The organism is Corynebacterium renale, assembly GCF_002563965.1.
Lineage (GTDB): Bacteria > Actinomycetota > Actinomycetes > Mycobacteriales > Mycobacteriaceae > Corynebacterium > Corynebacterium renale.
The window spans coordinates 1,341,141-1,363,155 of record NZ_PDJF01000001.1 but is presented as its reverse complement, the minus strand read 5'-3'; the positions used below and the strand labels follow the sequence as shown (position 1 = coordinate 1,363,155).

At 58.5% G+C, this 22,015-nt stretch carries 21 protein-coding genes; 12 read left to right on the top strand and 9 right to left on the bottom strand.

What is annotated here, in order from left to right; all coding sequences use genetic code 11:
* Nucleotides 1-24: 24 nt before the first annotated feature.
* Nucleotides 25-2,721, bottom strand: coding sequence for a valine--tRNA ligase (locus ATK06_RS06410; RefSeq protein ID WP_408608295.1), 2,697 nt, complete (start codon nt 2,719-2,721; stop codon nt 25-27).
* 108 nt (nt 2,722-2,829) lie between these two features.
* Here ATK06_RS06410 and ATK06_RS06405 point away from each other — a divergent pair, with 108 nt between their 5' ends.
* Nucleotides 2,830-4,362: an MFS transporter gene (locus ATK06_RS06405; RefSeq protein WP_053072708.1), complete on the top strand. Its 1,533-nt coding sequence runs from the start codon at nt 2,830-2,832 to the stop codon at nt 4,360-4,362.
* An 82-nt stretch (nt 4,363-4,444) separates the two neighbouring features.
* On the opposite strand, the gene ATK06_RS06400 is transcribed toward ATK06_RS06405, so the two are convergent.
* A complete protein-coding gene (locus ATK06_RS06400; protein ID WP_048379829.1) occupies nt 4,445-5,422 on the bottom strand; it encodes a malate dehydrogenase in 978 nt (325 codons plus the stop codon).
* 279 nt (nt 5,423-5,701) lie between these two features.
* On the opposite strand from ATK06_RS06400, the gene ATK06_RS06395 reads away from it, so the two are divergent.
* A complete protein-coding gene (locus ATK06_RS06395) occupies nt 5,702-6,469 on the top strand; it encodes a TetR/AcrR family transcriptional regulator (RefSeq protein ID WP_048379831.1) in 768 nt (255 codons plus the stop codon).
* Here ATK06_RS06395 and clpX read toward each other — a convergent pair.
* Nucleotides 6,466-7,740, bottom strand: coding sequence for an ATP-dependent Clp protease ATP-binding subunit ClpX (gene clpX / locus ATK06_RS06390; RefSeq protein ID WP_098389039.1), 1,275 nt, complete (start codon nt 7,738-7,740; stop codon nt 6,466-6,468). The genes ATK06_RS06395 and clpX overlap by 4 nt on opposite strands.
* Nucleotides 7,741-7,901: 161 nt before the next feature.
* On the opposite strand from clpX, the gene ATK06_RS06385 reads away from it, so the two are divergent.
* The 4 genes from ATK06_RS06385 to ATK06_RS06370 all read left to right on the top strand — a co-directional run bounded on the left by ATK06_RS06385 (nt 7,902) and on the right by ATK06_RS06370 (nt 10,236).
* Entirely contained in the window at nt 7,902-8,087 is a 186-nt protein-coding gene (locus tag ATK06_RS06385; RefSeq protein ID WP_048379833.1) for a tautomerase family protein, read from the top strand.
* Nucleotides 8,088-8,124: 37 nt separating this feature from the next.
* On the top strand, nt 8,125-8,571 hold the full coding sequence (gene nrdI / locus ATK06_RS06380; protein ID WP_048379835.1) for a class Ib ribonucleoside-diphosphate reductase assembly flavoprotein NrdI: 447 nt from the start codon (nt 8,125-8,127) through the stop codon (nt 8,569-8,571).
* Nucleotides 8,568-9,581: a class 1b ribonucleoside-diphosphate reductase subunit beta gene (nrdF, locus tag ATK06_RS06375; RefSeq protein ID WP_098389038.1), complete on the top strand. Its 1,014-nt coding sequence runs from the start codon at nt 8,568-8,570 to the stop codon at nt 9,579-9,581. The genes nrdI and nrdF overlap by 4 nt, the downstream gene beginning before the upstream one ends.
* An 82-nt stretch (nt 9,582-9,663) precedes the next feature.
* The gene (locus tag ATK06_RS06370) at nt 9,664-10,236 is read left to right on the top strand and encodes an NADPH-dependent FMN reductase (RefSeq protein ID WP_098389037.1); all 573 of its coding nucleotides are present in this window, start codon (nt 9,664-9,666) and stop codon (nt 10,234-10,236) included.
* On the opposite strand, the gene ATK06_RS06365 is transcribed toward ATK06_RS06370, so the two are convergent.
* The 6 genes from ATK06_RS06365 to ATK06_RS06340 all read right to left on the bottom strand — a co-directional run bounded on the left by ATK06_RS06365 (nt 10,237) and on the right by ATK06_RS06340 (nt 17,410).
* Nucleotides 10,237-11,466 carry an HNH endonuclease signature motif containing protein gene (locus ATK06_RS06365; RefSeq protein ID WP_098389036.1) on the bottom strand — a complete coding sequence of 410 codons (1,230 nt, stop codon included), beginning with the start codon at nt 11,464-11,466 and terminating at the stop codon, nt 10,237-10,239.
* Between the two features lie 369 nt (nt 11,467-11,835).
* A complete protein-coding gene (locus tag ATK06_RS06360) occupies nt 11,836-13,488 on the bottom strand; it encodes a phospho-sugar mutase (protein ID WP_098389035.1) in 1,653 nt (550 codons plus the stop codon).
* Nucleotides 13,488-14,150: a deoxyribose-phosphate aldolase gene (deoC, locus tag ATK06_RS06355; RefSeq protein WP_098389034.1), complete on the bottom strand. Its 663-nt coding sequence runs from the start codon at nt 14,148-14,150 to the stop codon at nt 13,488-13,490. Before deoC ends, ATK06_RS06360 begins: the two co-directional genes overlap by 1 nt.
* A 19-nt stretch (nt 14,151-14,169) precedes the next feature.
* A complete protein-coding gene (locus tag ATK06_RS06350) occupies nt 14,170-15,549 on the bottom strand; it encodes an MFS transporter (RefSeq protein WP_098389033.1) in 1,380 nt (459 codons plus the stop codon).
* 21 nt (nt 15,550-15,570) lie between these two features.
* Nucleotides 15,571-16,299, bottom strand: a complete 729-nt coding sequence (gene deoD, locus ATK06_RS06345) for a purine-nucleoside phosphorylase (RefSeq protein WP_048380038.1) — start codon at nt 16,297-16,299, stop codon at nt 15,571-15,573.
* Nucleotides 16,300-16,441: 142 nt separating this feature from the next.
* Nucleotides 16,442-17,410 carry a sugar-binding transcriptional regulator gene (locus ATK06_RS06340; RefSeq protein WP_048380040.1) on the bottom strand — a complete coding sequence of 323 codons (969 nt, stop codon included), beginning with the start codon at nt 17,408-17,410 and terminating at the stop codon, nt 16,442-16,444.
* 222 nt (nt 17,411-17,632) lie between these two features.
* Between ATK06_RS06340 and ATK06_RS06335 the strand changes: the two genes are divergently transcribed.
* The 6 genes from ATK06_RS06335 to ATK06_RS06310 all read left to right on the top strand — a co-directional run bounded on the left by ATK06_RS06335 (nt 17,633) and on the right by ATK06_RS06310 (nt 21,978).
* Complete coding sequence (locus tag ATK06_RS06335) at nt 17,633-18,970, top strand: MFS transporter (RefSeq protein ID WP_098389032.1); 1,338 nt, start codon at nt 17,633-17,635, stop codon at nt 18,968-18,970.
* A gap of 112 nt (nt 18,971-19,082) precedes the next feature.
* Complete coding sequence (locus tag ATK06_RS06330; protein WP_083985978.1) at nt 19,083-19,685, top strand: peptidase dimerization domain-containing protein; 603 nt, start codon at nt 19,083-19,085, stop codon at nt 19,683-19,685.
* Between the two features lie 89 nt (nt 19,686-19,774).
* Entirely contained in the window at nt 19,775-20,002 is a 228-nt protein-coding gene (locus tag ATK06_RS06325; RefSeq protein ID WP_053072736.1) for a hypothetical protein, read from the top strand.
* Nucleotides 20,003-20,046: 44 nt separating this feature from the next.
* Complete coding sequence (locus tag ATK06_RS11445) at nt 20,047-20,355, top strand: hypothetical protein (RefSeq protein ID WP_143341401.1); 309 nt, start codon at nt 20,047-20,049, stop codon at nt 20,353-20,355.
* A 41-nt stretch (nt 20,356-20,396) separates the two neighbouring features.
* Nucleotides 20,397-20,717, top strand: coding sequence for a hypothetical protein (locus ATK06_RS06315; RefSeq protein ID WP_053072740.1), 321 nt, complete (start codon nt 20,397-20,399; stop codon nt 20,715-20,717).
* A 298-nt stretch (nt 20,718-21,015) separates the two neighbouring features.
* A complete protein-coding gene (locus ATK06_RS06310) occupies nt 21,016-21,978 on the top strand; it encodes a helix-turn-helix transcriptional regulator (protein ID WP_048380041.1) in 963 nt (320 codons plus the stop codon).
* The last annotated feature ends 37 nt before the right edge of the window (nt 21,979-22,015 follow it).

Genomic DNA, 22,015 nt, shown 5'->3' with positions numbered 1-22,015 from the left:
GTTTCGTCGAGGCGTACTTCCTCTTTACTCACCGAGTGCCTCCAAGCGGGCAGTCAGGCGCTCAAATTCTTCCTGGGCTACCTGCTGACGGTTCTTAATGTCGTTGACCACGTGCTCCGGGGCCTTGCCCACGAAGTTCGGGTTGCCCAGCTTGTTCGCTGCATTGTCCAATTCCTTCTGGGCAGCCGCTAGGTCCTTTTCTAGGCGCTTGCGTTCTGCTTGCTTATCGACGGTCCCCGAGGTGTCCAACGCCACCTCAATCGTGGCCTGACTCAAGCGAATCTCCAGGGAAGCGGAAGCCTCGAAGTCTTCAGCTGGAACCTCGGCGCGGGCCAGCGAACGGATTACGTTCTCCTGGGCTTCGAGGTCAGCGGCAGCGAAGTCGATGCGTGCCGGCACTTTCTGGGAAGGCTTCACACCCTGGTCGGAACGGAAGCGGCGCAGTTCGGTGACAAGTTTTTCTACGTCAGCGATACGCCGAGCTGCGCGCTCGTCTGCCGCTGCCCCACCGTTGGTGTCTTCCTGGGTTGGCCAAGGAGCAATCGTGACGGACTCCTTACCGGTGAGCGCGGTCCACAGAACCTCGGTAACGAACGGCATCGCCGGGTGCAGTAGACGCAACACAACGTCGAGGACACGGCCTAGAACGATCTGAGTGTTGCGGCCACGCTCATCCATACCATCGCGTGGAATCTGGGTCTTGGCAATCTCCAAGTACCAGTCGCAGAACTCGCCCCAGGTAAAGGAATACAGCTCCTCATTTGCGCGGGAGAAGTGGTATTCGTCCAGGTAACCGTCGACCTTTGCGCGTACTTCTTCCACGCGGTCCAGGATCCAGCGGTCAGCGTCCGTCAAGTCCTCACGGGCCGGCAGCTCGCCCACCTGCGCGCCATTCATCAACGCGAAGCGTGCCGCGTTGAACAGCTTGGTGGCAAAGTTGCGGGAACTCTGCGCATGGTCCTCACCGACGGGCAGGTCCACGCCTGGGTTCGCGCCACGGGCCAGGGTAAAGCGCAGTGCGTCGGCACCGTAGCGTTCGACCCAGTCCATCGGGTTGATGCCGTTGCCCAGGGACTTACTCATCTTGCGGCCGTGCTCATCGCGGACCAAGCCGTGGAGGAAGAGATCAGTGAACGGAATCTGGGGTCGGCCATCCTTGCCTTCGCCCAGGATCTCCGGGGTGTGCTTGGCAGCAAAGGTGCCGAACATCATCATGCGGGCAACCCAGAAGAACAGAATGTCGTATGCGGTCACCAGGACAGAAGTTGGGTAGAACTTCTCTAGTTCAGGGGTCTTGTCGGGCCAACCCATCGTGGAGAACGGCCACAGCGCAGAGCTAAACCAGGTGTCCAAGACGTCCGGGTCCTGTTCGTAGCCGGCTGGCGGTTCTTCGTCAGGGCCACAGCAGACCACTTCCCCGTCCGGGCCGTACCAGATTGGGATGCGGTGGCCCCACCACAGCTGGCGCGAAATTGTCCAGTCATGCATGTTGTCTACCCAGTCGAAGTAACGGGGTTCCAGGGACTTCGGGTGGATAGTCGTATCGCCTTCGCGGACGGCGTCGCCAGCCATCTTGGCTAGCTCGTCGACCCTTACGAACCACTGCAGCGAAAGACGCGGCTCGATTGGTTCGCCGGAGCGCTCCGAGTGGCCCACCGAGTGGACGTACGGGCGAATCTCCTTGACGATGCGCCCTTGCTCGCGAAGCGCTTCGCGCAATGCTTCGCGTGCTTCCTCGCGGGTGAGGCCGTCAAACTTGGTGCCGGTGTCGGCGATGCGGCCGGACTCGTCAATAACCTGTGGCATGTCCAAGTTGTGGCGTAGGCCCATTGCGTAGTCGTTCGGGTCGTGGGCTGGGGTGATCTTCACCGCGCCGGTACCGAATTCGGGGTCCACGTAGTCATCAGCGATGATCTGGATTGTCAGATCGTCACGGAATGGGTGCGGCAGCGTCTTGCCCACCATGTCCGTGTAGCGTTCGTCATCTGGGTGGACGGCGATGGCGACGTCGCCAAGCATCGTCTCAATACGGGTCGTGGCCACGATCATGTGCGGCTCATCGTCGTTGAGGGAACCGTAGCGGAAGCTGACCAGCTCGCCCTCAACGTCCTTGTACACCACCTCGATATCAGAGACCGCGGTGCGCAAGTTTGGCGACCAATTCACCAGGCGATTGGCGCGGTAGATCATGCCTTCGTCGTAAAGCTGCTTAAAGATCGTCTGCACTGCGCGCGACAAGCCCTCGTCGAGGGTGAAGCGCTCACGGGACCAGTCGACGGAATCGCCGATGGCACGCATCTGCTGCAGAATCGTGCCCCCGTACTCTTCCTTCCACTCCCAGACCTTGGAAATGAATTCCTCGCGACCATAATCGTGGCGGTCCTTGCCCTCAGTTTCCTTTAGGCGTGACTCCACCTTTGTCTGCGTTGCGATGCCCGCGTGGTCCATGCCCGGCAACCACAGGACCTCGAAGCCCTGCATCCGCTTACGACGTGCGATCGCGTCCATCAGCGTGTGGTCCAAAGCATGACCCATGTGCAACTGGCCCGTCACGTTCGGCGGAGGAAGCACGATGGAGAACGGTGGCTTCTTGCTCGCCGTATCAGCCGTGAAATAGCCGCGATCCAGCCACTGCTGGTACAGCTTGGCCTCATGCTCATGAGGATCCCACGACTTGGGCAAATTATTTACACGATCAGTTGCAGCATCTTGATTAGTCACGCGCACTATCATAACCGCCATAGAGTTCGCGGGGAGATAGCACCTTTGTCTGGGGGTAGGCGTAGCATAAATGCGCTATTACATTGTGTGCGGTGAATAAGGAGAGAAGTGTCAGAAGAGGTTTATAAGCCCACAGTCGCAAAAAATGATCCGAAATGGATTTCCGTCGTCGGCTCGTCACGACGCTACAACCGCAACAAGATTCTCGCGGTTCTGCTCATCGTGCTCGCCATGTCGCTCATCCAGGTCAGCTCCGTCAACGTGGCTTTAAGCTCCATCGGGCACGCCACCGGCGCCACCCCTGCTGAAATCCAGTGGGTTCTGGCCGGATACGCCCTCGCTATTGGCATCGCGCTTGTGCCTTCCGGACGTCTGGGTGACATCTTCGGCCGCGCCGAGCTCTTCATGATCGGGCTGGCCGCCTTCACGCTGGCATCCACCGCCTGTGGCCTTGTTTCTGATGCCTTGTGGCTCAACATCCTCCGCATCGTCCAGGGTCTGGCCGCAGGCGTGTTTTCGCCCCAGGTCACCGGCATTATTCAGCAATACTTCTCCGGGCAGGCACGCGCGAAGGCATTCTCACTCTTCGGCTTTGTTATTTCGGTATCGGTTGCCCTCGGCCCTGTCCTCACGGGCCTCCTTATCACCTGGTTCGGCGGCGACCTCGGGTGGCGCTCCTCATTCCTGATCAACCTTCCACTCGGCCTCATCGGGCTCATCGCGGGTGCTTTCTGGTTGCCGTTTAATGCCGAAGGGAAACGTCGCAAAGCGGGCAAGGGATCACACCTCGTGGCAAAGATGGACCTCGACCCCGTGGGCATGGTCACCCTGATCCTCGCCGTCCTGTGCATTATGCTGCCTTTCGCCTCCCACGGCAGCGCCTGGCGCTGGGGCCTCTTGCCCATCGCGGTGGTCCTCGGCGTGGGCTTCGTGTGGTGGGAAAACCGGTACGCCAAGCACGGCAAGCAACCTATGGTTGACCTGCGCTTGTTCACACTCACGAGCTTCAGTTACAACGTGGCCGTCGGCCTGTTGCAATTCCTGGGTATCACGTCCGTATTCGCACTCGTTGCGATTTACGTCCAGCAGGGACTGCTCATGAGCGCGATGATCGCCGGCCTGATTGGTCTACCTAACGCGCTGACCAGTGCTATCGCCGCACTGTGGAGCGGCAAGTATGCCATCGTACGTGGCCGCGGGCTCCAGGTATTCGCTGTGACAATGATGATGCTCGGTGTCCTCATCGCGGGATTCTGCGCACTCCTTGTACCCAAGGGCTACTCGCCGTGGTTCATGTCCATCGGCTTCGCGGTACAAGGTATCGGACAAGGCATGATGAGCTCCGTCAACCAGACCCAAGCCATGCTCGACGTCCCACCCGCATTAGGCGGCGTAGCTGGCGGTGTCACCCAAACTGTGCAGCGTATCGCCACCGCAATCGGAAACACGATCACCACGGGCGTGCTCTTCGCCATCGTGGGCACCCAGAGTTCCGTGGAAGCATGGTCGAAGGCACTCTTCGCCTCCTACCTCATCATCGCCATCATCATGGCACTGTGCGTCTGCGTTGCCGTCGCCTACTGGCGCGTCGGCCGCAAGGACACCTCCGTGCGCCGGTTCGGGTCCGCGCAACGGGGCTAGCGCGCAGCGCCTAAAAACGTAGCGCAAGCAAGGCCGGGCCCACACCTTCAGCGGTGTGAGCCCGGCCTTTTTCTACGCGAGATTACTTCAGCAGGTCAGCAACTGCATCGCGTTCAGCCTGCAGTTCCTCAACGTTGGCCTGAATGCGGGCCTTCTGGAAATCGCTGAGCTCAAGGCCTTCGACAATCTTCCACTCCCCGCCCTCGGCGTAAGTAGGTTGGCCGACGATGAGGCCTTCGGGGATTCCGTATGCTCCGGTGGATGGGACTGCAGCGGAGACCCACTTGGTGGTGCCGTTAATCCAATCGTGCATGTGGTCAACCGCTGCGGAGGCTGCCGACGCCGCCGAGGACGAACCGCGAACGTCGATAATCTCCGCACCACGCTTTGCCACGCGTGGGATGAACTCATCGGTGTACCAGGAGTCGTCAATAAGCTCGGAGACCTTTTTGCCGTTCACGGTTGCGTAAGTGACGTCCGGGAACTGGGTAGCGGAGTGATTACCCCACACGACGACGTTTTCGAAGTCGGTGGTCAGGCAGTCTAGCTTGCCAGCCAGCTGGGACAGTGCACGGTTGTGGTCCAGGCGCATCATCGCAGTAAAGCGATCCGCTGGCACGTCCGGCGCGGCGTGCTGCGCGATGAGAGCATTCGTGTTCGCGGGGTTGCCTACGACCAGCACGCGGATATCATCAGCGGCGTGTGCGTTAATAGCTGCACCTTGCGGACCAAAAATCTTGCCGTTGGCGGCTAGGAGGTCAGAGCGTTCCTCACCCTTACCGCGTGGCTTCGCACCGACGAGGAATGCGGCGTTAGCGCCGTCGAAAGCCGTGTTGGCGTCGTCCGTAATGGTGATATTGCGCAGCAGCGGGAACGCGGAGTCCTGCAGCTCCATGGCCACGCCCTCGGCAGCGCGTGTGGCCTGCGGGATTTCCAGGAGGGAAAGCTCGACTGGGGTGTCTTTGCCGTAAACATCGCCGTTAGCAATGCGCCACAGCAGCGAATACGAGATATTGCCTGCTGCGCCGGTAACGGTAATCTTCTTTGCGGTCTGTGCCATGTGGTGCAACCTCTTTCATAAGTCTCAGCTGGGCTACAAGGCCCTATAGGTTCCGCCAGAGCAATCAGATAACTCAGACGTATAACAACTACGAGGATACTCCCGATTAAGTCCGGTTACTAGACCCGTTAAATCACCCCCGAAACGACATTTCCCTACCCCCAAATACCCGTTTATGCACGGTTTTGCCCTTTTCACCCCCAAAAACAAAGCAAACACCGTACTCTTACACATGTATCTTGCTGTGATAGCACATTTCGAAAGGCATAGTAGGTAGTAATGGCACAGGCTCAGACCCCCGACAACGCAAACACGGTGACGCAGGACGATGTCATCCGCGTTGCATTGGAGGCGTTTTCGCAACGGTCCTACTCGGACGCGAAGCTCGAGCGTATCGCACAGCAATCGGGCATGTCTAAACGCATGATCCACTACTACTTCGGCGACAAAAAGGGCCTGTACCAACAAGTGCTCCAAGAGGCTCTGGAACGCCTCCACCCCACCGAAGCGGAACTCCAGGTAGACACCGCAATCCCGGTAGAAGGCGTGCGCCACATCGTGGAAGCAATCTACAACCGCTACGTGCACCATCCTGAAGCTGTGGCCTTGATTCAGCGCGAAGCTACCGACCACGTGCTTGACCTCGAGAGCATCCCGGCAGTTTTTGACCAGTCACGCATCATTTTGCCGCTGGATAAACTGCTGATGCTGGGCCAGGATGCGGGCGCTTTCCGCCCAGGTATTTCCGCTTACGATATTTATTACATGGTCACGTCTCTGTGCACGTCGCGGGTCACCAGCGCCAGGCTCTTTGACAATATCTTCGGGATCAACCAGCTCGATGCGGAGAACACGGACGGTTTGCGCCGGATGGTCGTCGATAGTGTGCTGACGTTCCTCACCGCCAACCTCCCCGACTCCGAATACGAGTCTTACCTGAGCTTCTCGCTCCACCACCCCGACGAGACTGACAACGACGTCAACTCCATCTACCACGACCCCGAGGCGGCGATCGGCGATTTCGCCGCCTCCATCTACGAAGACTAAGCGGTCTTCTCCGCCGCCTCCTCGACGACGGACATTTCTTCTTCCCCACGCACCATCGCCGCAGTCACGGTCAGCGTGCCACCTTCTTCCCGGTCGGGGATATCGAACATGACGGGAACCAGCAGTTCCTCCATGATGGCGCGCAGCCCTCGGGCACCCGTACCGCGGTCGAGCGCCTTATCTGCAATCGCCTGCAGGGCTTCATCCGTGAACTCCAGCTCCACGCCATCCATCTCAAAGAGACGTTGATACTGCCGGACCAGCGCATTCTTCGGCTCAGTGAGCACACGGACCAATGACTCCTGGTCCAGGTTCTCCACCGTAGCCACGATGGGAAGGCGCCCAATAAATTCTGGAATCAGACCGAACTTCACCAGGTCTTCAGGCTGCACCTGGCTGAAGATGTCGGTGGCATCGCGCTCGGCGGCGGAATCAATCTCGGCACCAAAGCCCAGACCACGCTTTCCGACGCGCTCCTGAATCACCTTATCCAGCCCCGCGAAAGCACCGGCAACAATGAACAGCACATTCGAGGTATCCAGCTGGATGAATTCCTGGTTCGGGTGCTTGCGCCCGCCCTGCGGCGGAATGGAAGCCACGGTGCCTTCCAAGATTTTCAGCAACGCCTGCTGCACGCCCTCGCCGGACACGTCGCGAGTGATGGACGGGTTCTCCGACTTGCGGGAAATCTTGTCCACCTCGTCCACATAGATGATGCCACGCTGGGCGCGCTGCACATCAAAGTCTGCGGCTTGGAGGAGTTTGAGCAGGATGTTTTCTACGTCCTCGCCCACGTAGCCGGCCTCGGTCAAGGAGGTGGCGTCAGCAATAGCGAAGGGAACGTCGAGCATGCGAGCAAGGGTTTGCGCCAAGTAGGTCTTGCCCGAGCCCGTGGGGCCCAGCAGGAGGATGTTGGACTTAGCAATTTCCACATCATCCTCGTGGCGCATCGCCAGGGAGCCTTCGGACTCTTTAATGCGCTTGTAGTGGTTGTACACCGCGACCGCGAGAGTGCGCTTGGCCGGGTCCTGCCCAATCACGTACTGGTCTAAGAAAGCAGCAATTTCGGATGGCTTGGGAAGTTTCTTTTCCTCAGTGCCCGAGGTTTCGGTAGCAGCTCCGATTTCCTCTTCAATGATCTCGTTGCAGAGCTCAATGCATTCGTCGCAAATGTAGACACCGCCGCCGGCGATGAGTTTTTTCACCTGCTTCTGACTCTTGCCACAGAAGGAACACTTCAGAAGATCCGCGCTTTCTTGCATACGTGCCATATGTCGGAGAGTACCTGCCCTACTGTCTTGAAAGTCCGTCAACGCGCCAAACGTGGCGCGCCAATGCCTCCGGCAAATCTTACCCACCAAAATTGCTGCGGTCGAACCTGGTGGTGGCTACACTTTAGGCAAAGTTTTCATAGCTGAAAAGGAGTTTTCCCATGCCAATTATTCACGCCTCTATCGCTGCAGGCCGCACCGACGACCAGGTGGAAAAGTTCGTCGAAGGAGTTGTCAAAGTAGCCTCCGAAACGTTGAACGCGCCGGAGTCGGCGGTGACCGTCATCGTGAACCAGATTCCCCACAACCACCTGGCCACCAATGGTGTTTTAAAGTCCAAGCAGTAGGTTTAACACGGCTTAACTTTCTTGCTATTGTGGGGGCATGACTCGTAGCGTCCCCACTTTCTACGACGAACCCGGTGCATACCCCATCGTCTATTTCTCCAGTGTCTCGGAGAACACCCGGAGGTTCGTCGACAAGCTTGCCCACCCCGCTGTGCGCATCCCGCTACACCCGCGTACCGACGGCATGATCCGGGTCCACCACCCGTACATACTCATCGTGCCCGCCTATGGCGGTGGCAGCCCCGGCGGCGCTGTGCCCAAGCAAGTGATCGCGTTCCTCAATGATCCCACTAATCGCCGCTTCATCCGTGGCGTCATCACCGGCGGGAACACAAATTTTGGGGAGCATTACTGCATCGCCGGGCCGATCATCGCCCACAAATGTGGAGTCCCTGAGCTGCATCGATTCGAGCTTCTGGGCACTCCCGCAGACGTCATGCGAGTCAACAGTCTTATTTCCACCACCTTGGAAAGGACAGCATGACAACGTTCACCCAGTCGGTCACCCCTCCCGGTTACCGCCGCAACCCCACCGCCCCAATCCGGCCCGTGAACTGGAACCGTCTCCAGGACGAAAAAGACCTGGAGGTCTGGAACCGCCTCACCGCCAACTTCTGGCTCCCGGAGAAAGTCCCGCTCTCCAATGATCTAGGGTCTTGGAAGGATCTCACGGTCGATGAACGGCAGCTGACCATGCGGGTCTTCACCGGACTTACCCTGCTGGATACCGTGCAGGCCAGCGTCGGGGAGATCAGCCAGATCCAGGACGCCCAAACAGAACACGAGGAAGCGATTTACGCGAACATCGCGTTCATGCAGGCGGTCCACGCCCGCAGCTACTCGTCGGTGTTCTCCACGCTGACGTCCACCCCGGAGATTGACGCCGCGTACCAGTGGGCCGTCGATAATGAGCTCCTTCAGGTCCGCGCGAAGGCAGTACTGCGCTACTACTACGGTGAGGATCCACTTCGCCGCAAGGTGGCGTCGACGCTACTGTCTTCGCTGTTGCTCTACGCCGGGTTCTACCTGCCTTTATATTTCTCCACCCGCGGCCAGCTGACCAACACTGCCGACATGATCCGCCTCATCCTGCGCGACAAGGCCGTCCACGGCTACTACTCCGGCTACAAGTACCAGCGTGGGCTGGAAAAACTCAACGACGCCGGCCGCGCGGAAATGGAGGAGTTCACGTACGGCTTCGTCAGCGAGCTCTACGACATGGAGATGGCGTACTCCGGGGACCTCTATGCAGGTTCTGGGCTTATCGACGGCGTGGCCACCTTCGTGCGCTACAACGCGAATAAGGCGCTCATGAACTTGGGCTACCAGCCACTCTTTACCGGCGAGGATGGTCTGAGCGTGGACGTGGAGCCGAACATCATCGCGGCGTTGACGCCGAATTCGGATGAAAACCACGATTTCTTCTCCGGCTCGGGTTCCTCCTACATCATCGGAGTCTCCGAGGAGACTGAGGATTCGGACTGGGATTTCTAATACCCGCCCCAGGCCAGGGTTGCCCATCTTTGCTTGAGGCTTCTTCACCCCTGGCCTGGGGCTATAACTTCAGAAAGGTTGCATTGTGACTTATCAGATTTCCGTTCTCGTGGGTAGCTTGCGTGCTGGGTCGTATGCCCGAATGATCGCAAACGCCACCCTGGAGCTTTTCCCTGCAGACTTCCACACGGAGATTGTAGAGATTGGCCACCTGCCGCTCTACAACTTCGACTACGACGACCCCGAGTCGCCCCTTGAACTGCCCGCGGAGTACACCGAGTTCCGATCCCGGATCGCTGGCAGTGATGGCGTACTGTTTGTCACCCCAGAGAACAACCGGACTATCCCGGCGTGTTTGAAGAATGCGGTGGACATCGGATCGAAGCCAAATAATGATGTGGCGTGGAAAGGCCTCCCCGCTGGGATTATCAGCCATTCCGTAGGCCGCATGGGTGGTTACAGTTCCCAAAAGAATCTGCGCCTGGCATTGTCCTACTTTGACATGCCGATGCTGGGCCAGCCCGAGGTTTTCCTAGGCCAGTCCCCGACCTTGGTGGGCCCGGATGGGTTCACCGTGGAGAAGACTAAGGACTTCGTAGCCGACTACGTGGCTCGGTTCGCTGACTTGGTCCGAGGGGAAGCCCGCGCTCGTTAGTTACTTTCTGCGTGCGTGGCGTGCCCGGGCCGCACGCTCTGTGCGGTACTGAGCAATAGTCATCGCCTCCCACTTCCCCTGCGGCGACAACGGGCCAGTAGCCAACCCGACTTCAAACGTGCCATCAGTATGCAACCACATCGTGGTCCCTGTCTCCGGATCAAGAACATAATGCAACCCACCATGAGTTTTATGATTATGGTCACTCGAACACAGGTCCACCATGTTGTTAGCTGACGTGGGCCCACCTTCGGCATACTCCACCCGGTGATCCTTCTGACACCTATGGGCCGGTGTCATACACCCCGGTAGCCCGCAGGTCCCATCACGGCCTTCTAAGTAGGCCTTAATACCAGCACTCGGGGTATACGAGTTCGACACCACGTCCTTATAGTCAGCCAGATCCCGGGTAGCGGTCACTTTGCCTAGGAGTTCATCACGTAAGGCACCGGTCATCCACCCGATACCCGATACCCACGCGGGAGCATCAGGGATGTCCTGGGCTTGGTAGACGTTTAACGTCAAGTTCACGGTGATGTTGTCAAAGAGCAGCTTATGGAAAGCCTCTTGCCTAGAGCAACTGTAGCGTGCTGCTATTTTCCGGATTGCCTCCTCCAAAATCAGCCCATCAGGTTTGGTCAACTCCGCACGAAGGTTGGCTATACCGTCGCCGTCTTGGTCGTCTTCGCCTGGGAGGTCTAAATCAAAAGGTGGCAGTTCTTCCCGGGTGGGTTCTTCCTTAAGGTGGGGGTTGGTTGCTACCAGGATGGTGGTGAGTTTCTTGCGCAGTGCGGTGTAATCAGGGAACGCTTGCCTGGGCATGGTGGGGGTCAGAAGTTTTTCTAACTGGTGGTCGATCGCGTCGAAGGTATCTGCCTCTGCTGCTTCGAAGACCGATGCCAGCATGCCGATGTGTTCTGTGTCTAGCAGGTGAAGTTGGCGTTGCAAATCAAGCACCCTAGGTAGTCGGTAGAGGATGTCCATGCCGACAATGAGGATGCGTTTGGCACGGCCTTCACTGAAGTTAGTGACTGCTTTGAGACGTTTGAGTACGTCGCGTAAGGGTTCGTGGCCTTTGGGCATGAGGTGTTCTAGGGCCATGAATTCTATGCGTCTGGCGTCTTCGAGGAGGACGGCGGTTTTATCTGTTTGGTCGCTGCGGCAGAAGAATGCTGGCGGGTTAACTCCAGGCCGGCGGCGGATGTGGCGTGGTAAGTCGGTAAGTTGCATTGGTCCCCCATGTTTCTGGCCCACCCCCTGGGGCCATCTGTGGTGTTGTATGGTTATACACCCCACCATACAAGATTAGAACATGCGTGTCAATTTAAATTCATACTACCTGCCCCTTAGCCATATCGACGTTCATACATTCGATATAGGAAGATAAAAAATCATCGTCGCCGTGTACGCCGCTGTGGCTGAAGTCCCCGGAACATCAGCGACCACCATTCGCTTGCCGTACGTCTTAGCAGCGCTACTGAGTGCACCGCGGGCTGAAGTCTACGTAGTCCAGAGGTTTGTTTATCCGGAAAACGTAAACCACGCACCCGGCCAGGTTCCATGAAGGTTGCTAGGTGCGTGGTTTGAAGTACTGCGTAATTAGAAGCCGCAGAGCTTACGTGTCGCGGCGCTCAGCTCGTCCAGCCGAGCGTCGGCAGCCTCCCAATCGGGAGAACCGTTTACCGGCCGTACTACTTCGAGGTAGCACTTGAGTTTTGGTTCGGTGCCGGAAGGGCGGATGATCACGCGGTCGTCGGCAGCCGTGCGGATGAGGATGCCGTCGGTGCCCGGGGTTTCGCCGTAGCCGTCGCGCAGGTCCGCGTACTCCACGACCTCGCTACCAGCTAGTTCGGCAGGCTTCCCGGAGCGCAGGCGTTCCATCGCGCCGCTGATCTGGGATGGATCCTCGAGCCGGAACGTCAGCGGCTGGGTACGGTACAGGCCATGCTCGCGGGCGAGCTCATCGAAGCGATCCAGGACTGTTTTGCCCTCGGCCTTCAGCGCGCTGACCAGCGTAGCAACCACCACAGCCGCAGAGATACCATCCTTATCGCGCACGTGCTTCGGGTCGACGCAGTGGCCGATGGCTTCCTCATAGCCGTACACCAGGCCAGGAGTGCGGCCGATCCACTTGAAGCCTGTGAGCGTGGTGGCAGCGCCGTGCCCATGTGCACGCGCAATTTCGGAGAGCAGACGCCCGGAGACGATGGACGTCGCAAGTACGCCCTCGCTGCGGGTCCGAGCGATGTAGTCACCGATGAGCGCACCGGTCTCGTCGCCAGAAAGCTTGAGCCAACCCTGCGCCACCGGCGTTCCGGCGCTGGCCCCATCCCGTGCGGGGACGGCTAGCGCACAGCGGTCGGCATCGGGGTCGAGCGCAATGATGAGGTCCGCGTCGACGTCCACAGCGGTAGCAACCGCTAGGTCCAGGGCACCGTCCTCCTCGGGGTTCGGGAAGGCCACAGTGGGGAAATCGGGGTCCGGCTCGAACTGCTTCTCGACGACCGTGACGTCCCCAAAACCTGCATCTTTCAAGGTATCGAGCGCGAGTTGCCCGCCCACTCCATGCATTGGTGTGAGCACGATCTTGAGGTCACCGGCTGGTTTTCCCAGCGGGGCGGTGGCAGCACGGTAGGCCTCGCGGGTGTCCACGAGTTCGAAGTGGGCGCTGCGCGCGATCGATGCCGCAGCTGGGGCTTCCGCGATGCAGGCCGCGATTTCCTTGTCTGCTGGTGGGACGATCTGCACGCCGGCAGCGTCGCCGGTTGCAATGCGCCCACCCAGGTAGACCTTGTATCCGTTGTCCTTGGCTGGGTTGTGGGAGGCGGTCACCATGATGCCGGCATCGGCATCAAGGTGGCGCACGCTAAACGAGGTCAATGGGGTTGGCTGACCCAACGGTAGGAGGAGTGCCTCTCCCCCGGCCGCAGCGACGACCTCAGCAGCAGCCTCCGCGAAGGTAAAGGAACCGTGGCGGGCATCGCATCCGATGACTACGCGCGGACGTTCGACCTGGCGCAGCAGCCACTGTACAAGACCGTACGTGGCGCGGATGACCACAGCTTGGTTCATCCGGGATTCGCCGGGGCCGATCTCCCCGCGTAGACCGGCGGTACCAAACTGGAGAGGCCCAGCGAACGCTTCGGCGAGCGCGTCTTCGTCGTCCATGATGGCTTGTAACTGTTCGCGGGTGACAGGGTCTGGGTCACCATCCAGCCAGGCTAGCGCCTTGTCGTGGAGTTCGCGGTTCATTACTTGTCCCCCCCTTCGAGGACCTTCGCAGAGCTGGACAGCCCCAGGCGGTTGGCACCAGCTGCGATCATTGCTGTGGCGGTCTCGGCGTCGCGGATGCCACCGGAAGCCTTCACGCCCAGGCGGTCACCGACGGTCTTGCGCATGAGTTCCACGGCGTGGGTGCTTGCGCCACCTGCGGGGTGGAATCCGGTAGAGGTTTTCACGAAGTCGGCCCCTGCCTTCTCGGAGGCTTCACAGGCGGCCACGATTTCGCCGTCGTTAAGCACTGCGGTTTCGAGGATGACCTTGAGCACCTTGTCGCCCACAGCCTCCTTGACTGCCTGGATATCGGCTGCGACGGCATCCCACTTGCCTTCTTTGACCAGGCCCAGGTTGATGACCATATCGATTTCATCGGCACCATCAGCGACGGCGCGAGCTGCCTCAGCAGCCTTGACCTCTGTTGCTACGGCGCCGGATGGGAAGCCACAGACAGCGGCAACGTGCAACTTTTCCGGAACCTCGATGGGCAGACGCGACGGCGAGACACACACCGAGTACGTACCCAGCTCAGCGGCCTCTTCAATGAGCTTATCGACGTCCGCACCCGTTGCTTCCGGGGTGAGCAAAGTATGGTCGATCATGTAGGCGACATCGGAACGGTTAAGTAACTGTGACATGTGAATTCTCCTTAAAGTTTTATTCGGCGTGCTTCATACCTGCGGTCAGCGCCGCGTAGATGACTGCACCGATGACTGCAATGACCGCCAAGATGGCCATGACCGTGGGGTACGTTCCTGAACCGGAAGCCAGGAATCCTGGAACGCCAAGGTTAAGGTCTACGAGCTTCGCGCTGTAAGCGATGCCCAGCGGGACGGCGACATTGATGGTGAGGTTGTAGAAGCCAATCGCGATACCGGACTTCTCAGCTGGAATGTCGCCGATAGCGGTCGCGACCAGTGGCGCGTAGAGGAGTGCGAAACCGCAGGCAAAGAGCAGGGAGCTTAAGACGAAGACCCAGGTACCCACGTTCATTGCGAAGGCCAGCAACAGAAGGGCTGCGGTAATGGAACCAACGGCGGTGAAAATCGCGGGGCGGGTGGGCAAGAACTTGCCGATCTTGCCAGACAGAGCACCAACGATGATCGCACCGGTGTAACCAGGGATCAGCAGCACGGATGCGCCATCAGCGGTCAAACCATGAACTTCCTGGGCCATCGCTGGGAAGAGGACCACGTACCCCAACTGGACTGAGTAGACCACGAAGACCAACAGCAGTGCAGTGACATACGCACGATTCTTGAAGAATTCCGCGTTGACCAGCGGCTGCTTCGCGTGCGTGACGTGGTAGACAAACAGTGCTAGGGCCACGATTGCCGGCAGCAACCACCAGATGTTAAAGGCCTGCATGAACATAATCACGGTGGTAGCCAATACTGCGATGAGCAGCAGGCCGTACCAGTCAACGTGCCCGGAGGTCAGGTTATCTTCCTTCGGGACCGTCTTCATGATGATCGGCACCGCGATAATCAGCACCAGTGGGATCAAGAACATGGCCGTCCACGAAATGTGCGTGGCAATATAACCAGAGGTCAGGGCGCCGAACAGGGTGGCGGCCTGGAACGCAGACGTCGAGAAGCCCAAGTACGTCTTCTGATCCTTCTCCGAAAGGTGCTTGGTCACATAAATGACGTACAGCGTCTCCGCGGCAGCCAGGCCGGTGGTCTGCACGATGCGGCCGAATAGGACAAGCGCCCACACATTCTGGCCAAAGTAACCAATCATCGAGCCAATGACAGTGAGCACGATGCCGATGAGCATCAGCTTTCTGATCGGGACGACGTCGGCAAGCGCGGCATACACCACCGCACCAATGCCGATGATCACACCAGCCAGCGAAGCCTGCAGAGAAACCTCGTTGAGTGAAAGGTTCAAGGCCTCGCCCATTGGGGCTGTCATGAACTTGAAGCCATTGTCAATGATCAGGGAGAACACGAAGGTAAACAGGATAATTGGCACTGCTGCCTTCGGGTTCGCGGCCCGGGCGACAAGACCGGGCTTACCGTTAGTCTGCGTCATGGTTCCTACTCCTCTTCGCGCTTAGACCGCTGCCAGTGGCAGGGCCAGCTCCATCATCTGGGTGAAAGCGCTCTGGCGTTCTTCGGCGGAGGCCTTCTCGCCCGAACCGATGACGTCAGAAACGGTGAAGATACCCATGGCATCAACGCCGGCCTCGGCGGCGACGGCGTACAGGCCTGCGGATTCCATCTCCACGCCCAGGACACCCATGGCGGTCCAGCGGGCGTTCACATCATCCTGGAAGTTGTAGAACACGTCCGAAGACAAGATGTTGCCCACGTGGATGTCCACGTTCTGTTCTTGCGCCTGCTTGTAGGTGGCTTCGATGAGCTTCCACGACGCGGTCGGTGCGTAGGTTCCCGGCAGGTTGTACTGCTCCAGGAAGCGGGAATCGGTGCTGGCGCTGGAGCCGACGATGATGTCAAAAAGCTTCATGTCCGGCTGCAGGCCCGCGCACGAACCGACGCGGATGAGCTTCTTCGCCCCGAAGAAGTGGATGAGCTCGTAGGCGTACAGGCTGATCGACGGGATACCCATGCCCGAGCCCATGACAGATACCGGTTGGCCCTGGTAGGTGCCGGTGAAGCCGAGCATGTTACGCACGGCGTTGAACTGGACGGGGTTTTCCAGGTAGGTCTCGGCGATGAACTTGGCGCGCAGTGGGTCGCCAGGCATCAGGACAGTCTCTGCGATGGGGCCGGTGGGAACGATGTGAGGGGTGGACTGCTTCGGTGTTTCCAAGTTGTGCATGGCGCACTCCTTTTCGCTCTGGTGTGGCGGCACCTGGCCTGGAGTCACGCTGAAGGCTGGTGCCTTGGTTGTACAAGTACCAGCCTAACCCCCTATGGAACATATGTCAATACTTACTTTTCCATTTGTTATTTCCCCACATTTACACGTTCCCGCTTTTCCGCATCTGGCGCTGTTCATGCAGCTGCAGCACACGCACGGCCGTCGGCCGATCAATGACCAGATCTGTGGCCATCCCCATCCACAAGGCCGTCTCAATCGCCGCCGCTTTATGCAAACTCCCCGCAACCAGCACCCTGCGCGGACGGCTACGCAACTCATCCACATGGATCCCCACGGTGAGCGCATTGGTCTCCGGATCTGCAATCTCACCCTCGTAGGTATAAAAGCGCGAGCACACATCCCCCACCGCCCGGCCGAGCAGACGGTCTGCTGCGTCTTCGGACAAATACCCCAAATTAAGCAACAGACTCTCCCGGCGCGCCGACCCCACCGTAAACACCGCCAGATCCGTTTCCCGGCCCTGCTGGAGGACGTCGGCAATATGCGAATCCTGCTCCACGATGTCCTTGGTCTCTTGGCGATCAAAAATCACAGGCAACGGCAGCGCGAGCGCCGGAGCGTTGAATGCCATGCAGAACTGATTAATCGTCTCAAAATCATTCGTGGCCAGGTGCGAACGCGACGATCCCCCTTTCAGCTGCACAATCTGGCGCGCCTTCACCGTCGTATGCCGCAGGTTTCGGGCAACCGCCAGCAGCGTCTTCCCCCACGACACACCAATGGACATGCCATCTTCCACAATCTCCTCAAGGTAGCGGGCACCGGCAATACCTAAATCCTCATTCGTGGCATCCACCCCCACCGGGACATGAATCATATGCACCGCACGCAACCCGAAAGCCTCCATCAACGTGGAGGTCACCTGCGAGCCTTCCTCCTGCGGGTCGTGGATTTCCACAGTCACAAAACCGCGATCCTTGGCATGCTGAATAAGCTTCGCCACCGTAGGACGCGAAATCCCCATCTGGGCGGCAACTTCCGCCTGACTCAATTCCTGCCGGTAGTACAATTTTGCAGCCTGCAAGGACTGCACATCGCGCTGATCCATACCTGCAACCCTAGCGCCCACCCCAGACGCCGCCTGAAACCCCACCCTACCAGCGCATGAATAAAATTCGGGTGGAAAGTTGCCAACCATTCTTTGGGTAGGCCAAAATCATGGGCGCTTAAAAAGTTTCACGGTTTTCTCATCCCGGAGCCCCGGCTATAAGAAAGCGGCGTGATGCGTACGCCGCCGCAACCGTACCCCGCATTAAGAAAGGCTCCGAGGATGGATATACGCACCCTCATCGACAATTCCCGCATGTCCGGGTACCAGTGGCTCATCATCATCTTGGCCCTGTTCCTCAACGCGCTCGATGGTTTTGACCTCGTCGCGATGTCTTTTACCGCAAACCCGGTCACCCAAGAGTTCGGGCTCTCCGGCCTCCAACTTGGTTCTTTATTCTCTGCAGCGTTGCTCGGCGTGGGCGTCGGTTCCGTAGCTCTGGGCCCAGCAGCTGACCGCTGGGGGCGCCGCACCATGATTATCGTCGCTGGAGTCATCGACCTGGCCGGCCTCTTTGCCACCACCTTTGCCCACTCCTTCCCCGAACTGTTGGCATTCCGGTTTATCACCGGCATCGGTGTCGGCGGCATTCTCGCCTGCGTCACCGTGGTCACCAGCGAGTTCTCTAACCTGCGTTACCGGGGACTTGCCATGAGCATTTACGCTTCCGGGTACGGCATCGGCGCAGCACTCTGCGGCACGTGGGCGGCCCACGCGATTCCGGAATACGGATGGCGTTCCATCTACCTCACCGGCGCGGGCCTGACCTTGCTCGCGCTTGTTCTCACCGTGGCCATCCTTCCGGAATCCACCGACTACTTGCGCACCCGTCAACCTAAGAACTGGGAGGCGCGCACGGCTGCCATCGCTCGACGCCTCGGATTGCCCGAACAGTCCGCAACCCCAGTCACCCTCCCCGAGCAGACCAGCTCCGAAAAGAAAAAAGCAAGCATTTTCGGTGGCGGCTACCTGGGCGTGACCTTGCGTATCTGGGCTGCGTTCAGCCTGATCACGTTCGGCTTTAACTTCGCCAACTCGTGGACCCCTAAATTGCTCACCGAAACCGGCATGACGGAAAACCAGGGCATCATCGGCGGCATCGCACTGTCCTTTGGCGGCACCATCGGTTCCCTCATCTATGGTGCGCTCACCACCAAGTTGGATGCCCGTCGCACGCTCATCGGCTTCTCGACGCTCTCTGCCATCATCCTCGTGGTGTTCATCTTCAGCACGTCTATTCCGGCTATCGCGTTCGTCGCCGGCGTGGGCGTAGGAATGCTCCTTAACGGTTGCGTGACCGGCATGTACACCGTCACCCCGGCCGCTTACGCACCCCACCTGCGCGCAACTGGGGTGGGTGCAGCGATCGGCGCGTCCCGTCTCGGTGCCGTCGTGGCGCCGACCATCATTGGCGCACTTTACGACGCCGGCTGGTCCCCCACCAGCCTGTACATCACCGCCGCGATTGTCGTCGTGTTCGCCGGTGTCGCCCTCTTCGGCATGAAGCCCGCACACCGCGTCGTCGTGAGTGAGCCAGCCCGCGAGGCCGTTGCTGCTTAGCTTTCCGCTTCCCTCTCGCCCCGCCACGTGCGGGGCTTTTTCTTTTGCAACACCGGCCGAAGAAACTGCTCAAAGCGCACGCGATACGGTTGCCAATGGCATTAATGACGCCATGCCTAAGCCCCACGCCTACCTGGGCCAGCACGTACTTGCGTCGCTCCCGGGTTGTGCGGTGGGAACCCGCTGTGGCCCAGTCCTATCGTCTGTGTTCTCGGTCACGGTGACACTCTTTGGCAAAGACTCGCACGGATCGATGTCGGAACTTGGCGTGGACCGGGTCGTGCTCGCTTCGACCATCACGACACGTTTGCAGACGGTTCTTTCGCGCGAGGTTGAGGTCAAAGAAACCGCAGTATTCACCGACGGCGCAATCCATGCCGGAACGAAGCCCAATATAAACCCGGATTCCGCTGAACTTCTCATCAGCACCCGCGCTTACGACGCAGCCGTGGGAGCACACCTGCAGAAATCAATCGAACGTCCGATTCGAATGCGACTGGGTCGCGCGCCCTGGGAACCAGAGTTCGCGTACTACGACACCTACCCGCTCACCGGCAACAACATCGAAGCCACGGACACCGTGTGCGGCTTCGATATCGGCCACGTCAAGATCGCACACATCGGCAATATTTTCGGCATCATCGGCTCACTGCTCATTGCATTAGCATTCGCACCCGGAGCAGGGTCTATGTTGCTGGTTGGCCGTGCGCTTTAGGGTTTGAGCGCGGGCTTTATCACGCCGTCGACAATGTCTCTTCTGAAGACCTATTGGGAAGGCAAAGCCCGTCAGCGTGCAGTGTCCATATGGTCAATGGGCTCCTGGACGGCTCCGGGCTGGCGGCACTGTTCGGTTGCGCAATAGCCGCAACCGAACTGGTACGGCGTTCCATCTCCATCATCTGCGCGATTGTTTCTGTTCTTTCAATCCTGCTCATGTGCCAAATCCCCGAGGACGCATTCAACGCTGGTTCGGATTCTAAGCTGGACTGGCCAGGCATTATCACCCTCGCGCTCTCGGTAGTTTCCCGCTAATTATATTCACCCAGGGTTCCGCTATAGGATGGACCTACTGGATTATGTGGGTCATCATCGCCATGTACCTGGTTTCAACTACCGAATTCATCCAGGTTGAATTGAAGTCTTCCGCCCCGCTGGTCGATTTCAAGATCTTCTCCAACGCAGTGTTCTCGGGTGCTACGCTCTCGAGCTTCCTGATCAACGCGACCGCCGGCCTGATCCCAGCGTCGCTGTGGGTCCTACAAGGCGCTGTTGGCATGATCCCGCAAAGGCCGGCTACATCGCCATTGGCTACGCGATATTCATCTTGGCATTCATTCGCGTCGGAGAGAAGCTCCTGCAGCGCTTTGGTCCTAAGAAGCCAATGATGTGAGGCGCCCTGGTTGTTATCGTCTGGATTGTTCTGCTCATGGACACGAATGTGATGCAGTCCACGAACGCAGCCCTGTTTGTATTGCCTGATTCTCAGGCTGATGCCGGTTCAGGTGTGTACAAGATGGCATCCTCCCTGGGTGCAGCGTTCGGTAACGCTATCCCAACCGATATTTTCACGGCCTTCCAAAATTCCGGCAGCAGGTTCCTCAGTGCGGCAGTGGAGTTCACCGTCAATCAGGAAAATGTAGCTGTCCGCGAAGCCGGCATGCTCGGCCTTGGCGCAATCCGGATCACGGCGATCATCGCACTGTCCTCGATTATTATCTTCGTCTCGTACAACGCTGGTAATAAGTAGTCGGATAAGGCTCCGACCAAGGCAAACGAACTCTTATCAAAGAAGTAATCGCAGCAGTCGAATCCAAGATTGCAAAAGCTCAAGAAGAAGCCCGCGTGGCTCACCGGAAGTCGCTAGCAACACAAAAGGCTGTTGAAGCCTAAAAGGTTTAAACTCTACTTTTTTGAAGTTGTAAACGCGCTTCCCTACCGGATGCGCGCTTACCTTCCGTCTATGAGAAGAGGTGGTGCCAGCATACCATTACTTCATCAATCAGCACCGTGGTCTGTAGACTTAAAAGACCAGTCAAAGGAGCTTTATGGACCCTTGGATTAACCCGGACAGCTTTGAATTTTCCACTCCGGTGGCAGGTGGTAGAGTCCACGGCTACTGCTACGAGGTCGGCACCTACCACTACAACTGGCATGACGACGTCGAACTTTTCATGATCGTTACCGGCACAGCCGAAGTGGCAACTCGTGGCGAACGCATCGTGGTCAAACCTGGGGAACCCGTCATACTTAACTCGAACCAAGGGCACGCCACACTTGCCCTCGAACCGGGGACTACGGCGGGTGTGATTCATCTTGGTCCTGGGGTTTTCGGCGCAGAGCTCCCAAGTTTTGCCACCAAAACCCACTTTTCTACGTACGCCTTGCGGGCTCGATGCGCCCGTTTGCTCATTCGAGGTGGCGATTCCTATTCCGACCACTTACGCACAGCCGGTGATGCCGCGCTGCTGGGAGCGGAAATCCTCGAAACTTTCCCCATTGAAGGTCGCTCAGAATCAATTCACTCAGAATACGACCTGCGCGAGGTATGCACCTACATAGAGAAGCATTTCCGTACGCGTCTCACGCTTGCCGAAATCGCGCGCGTTGCCGGTTACTCCGAGGCCTACCTTTCAACACTGTTTACCCAAACTATGGGGATGACCTGCTTCGACTACATCAACCGGGTACGTCTGCGCGAAGCTACCCGTGCATTGGCGCACACAGATGAGCGAATTATCGACGTCGCCCTAGATTCCGGATTCGGCGATGCTAAAGCCTTGAGCACCACATTCAAAAAAGCGTTCGGCCTGACCCCTAGCGCGTATCGGGAAGCTGCTGCTGCCCAACCAGAAGCCAGAAAAGTTGATCCTGGGTTCAAGAAACAGTACGTACATCGCTGGCGTGACGATATTTACAGCCAACTGGCCCAGTGGAATTCCAGCCGAGAAGAAAGTGCGGCAGACCTAGCCGCCCGTTTAGCGTTCATGCTGCGCACAGACGAGGGATAAATTTTTACTGTCCCGGCTATAAATGGCAGGGGTTTAT

What these genes read in the sequence shown, in the direction of transcription:
- ATK06_RS06400 (WP_048379829.1), bottom strand. Translation starts at nt 5,422, where the DNA reads ATGGCACAGACCGCAAAGAAGATTACCGTTACCGGCGCAGCAGGCAAT.
- ATK06_RS06395 (WP_048379831.1), top strand. Translation starts at nt 5,702, where the DNA reads ATGGCACAGGCTCAGACCCCCGACAACGCAAACACGGTGACGCAGGAC.
- clpX (WP_098389039.1), bottom strand. Translation starts at nt 7,740, where the DNA reads ATGGCACGTATGCAAGAAAGCGCGGATCTTCTGAAGTGTTCCTTCTGT.
- ATK06_RS06385 (WP_048379833.1), top strand. Translation starts at nt 7,902, where the DNA reads ATGCCAATTATTCACGCCTCTATCGCTGCAGGCCGCACCGACGACCAG.
- nrdI (WP_048379835.1), top strand. Translation starts at nt 8,125, where the DNA reads ATGACTCGTAGCGTCCCCACTTTCTACGACGAACCCGGTGCATACCCC.
- nrdF (WP_098389038.1), top strand. Translation starts at nt 8,568, where the DNA reads ATGACAACGTTCACCCAGTCGGTCACCCCTCCCGGTTACCGCCGCAAC.
- ATK06_RS06365 (WP_098389036.1), bottom strand. Translation starts at nt 11,466, where the DNA reads ATGCAACTTACCGACTTACCACGCCACATCCGCCGCCGGCCTGGAGTT.
- ATK06_RS06360 (WP_098389035.1), bottom strand. Translation starts at nt 13,488, where the DNA reads ATGAACCGCGAACTCCACGACAAGGCGCTAGCCTGGCTGGATGGTGAC.
- deoC (WP_098389034.1), bottom strand. Translation starts at nt 14,150, where the DNA reads ATGTCACAGTTACTTAACCGTTCCGATGTCGCCTACATGATCGACCAT.
- ATK06_RS06350 (WP_098389033.1), bottom strand. Translation starts at nt 15,549, where the DNA reads ATGACGCAGACTAACGGTAAGCCCGGTCTTGTCGCCCGGGCCGCGAAC.
- deoD (WP_048380038.1), bottom strand. Translation starts at nt 16,299, where the DNA reads ATGCACAACTTGGAAACACCGAAGCAGTCCACCCCTCACATCGTTCCC.
- ATK06_RS06340 (WP_048380040.1), bottom strand. Translation starts at nt 17,410, where the DNA reads ATGGATCAGCGCGATGTGCAGTCCTTGCAGGCTGCAAAATTGTACTAC.
- ATK06_RS06335 (WP_098389032.1), top strand. Translation starts at nt 17,633, where the DNA reads ATGGATATACGCACCCTCATCGACAATTCCCGCATGTCCGGGTACCAG.
- ATK06_RS06330 (WP_083985978.1), top strand. Translation starts at nt 19,083, where the DNA reads ATGCCTAAGCCCCACGCCTACCTGGGCCAGCACGTACTTGCGTCGCTC.
- ATK06_RS06325 (WP_053072736.1), top strand. Translation starts at nt 19,775, where the DNA reads ATGGTCAATGGGCTCCTGGACGGCTCCGGGCTGGCGGCACTGTTCGGT.
- ATK06_RS11445 (WP_143341401.1), top strand. Translation starts at nt 20,047, where the DNA reads ATGTGGGTCATCATCGCCATGTACCTGGTTTCAACTACCGAATTCATC.
- ATK06_RS06315 (WP_053072740.1), top strand. Translation starts at nt 20,397, where the DNA reads ATGGACACGAATGTGATGCAGTCCACGAACGCAGCCCTGTTTGTATTG.
- ATK06_RS06310 (WP_048380041.1), top strand. Translation starts at nt 21,016, where the DNA reads ATGGACCCTTGGATTAACCCGGACAGCTTTGAATTTTCCACTCCGGTG.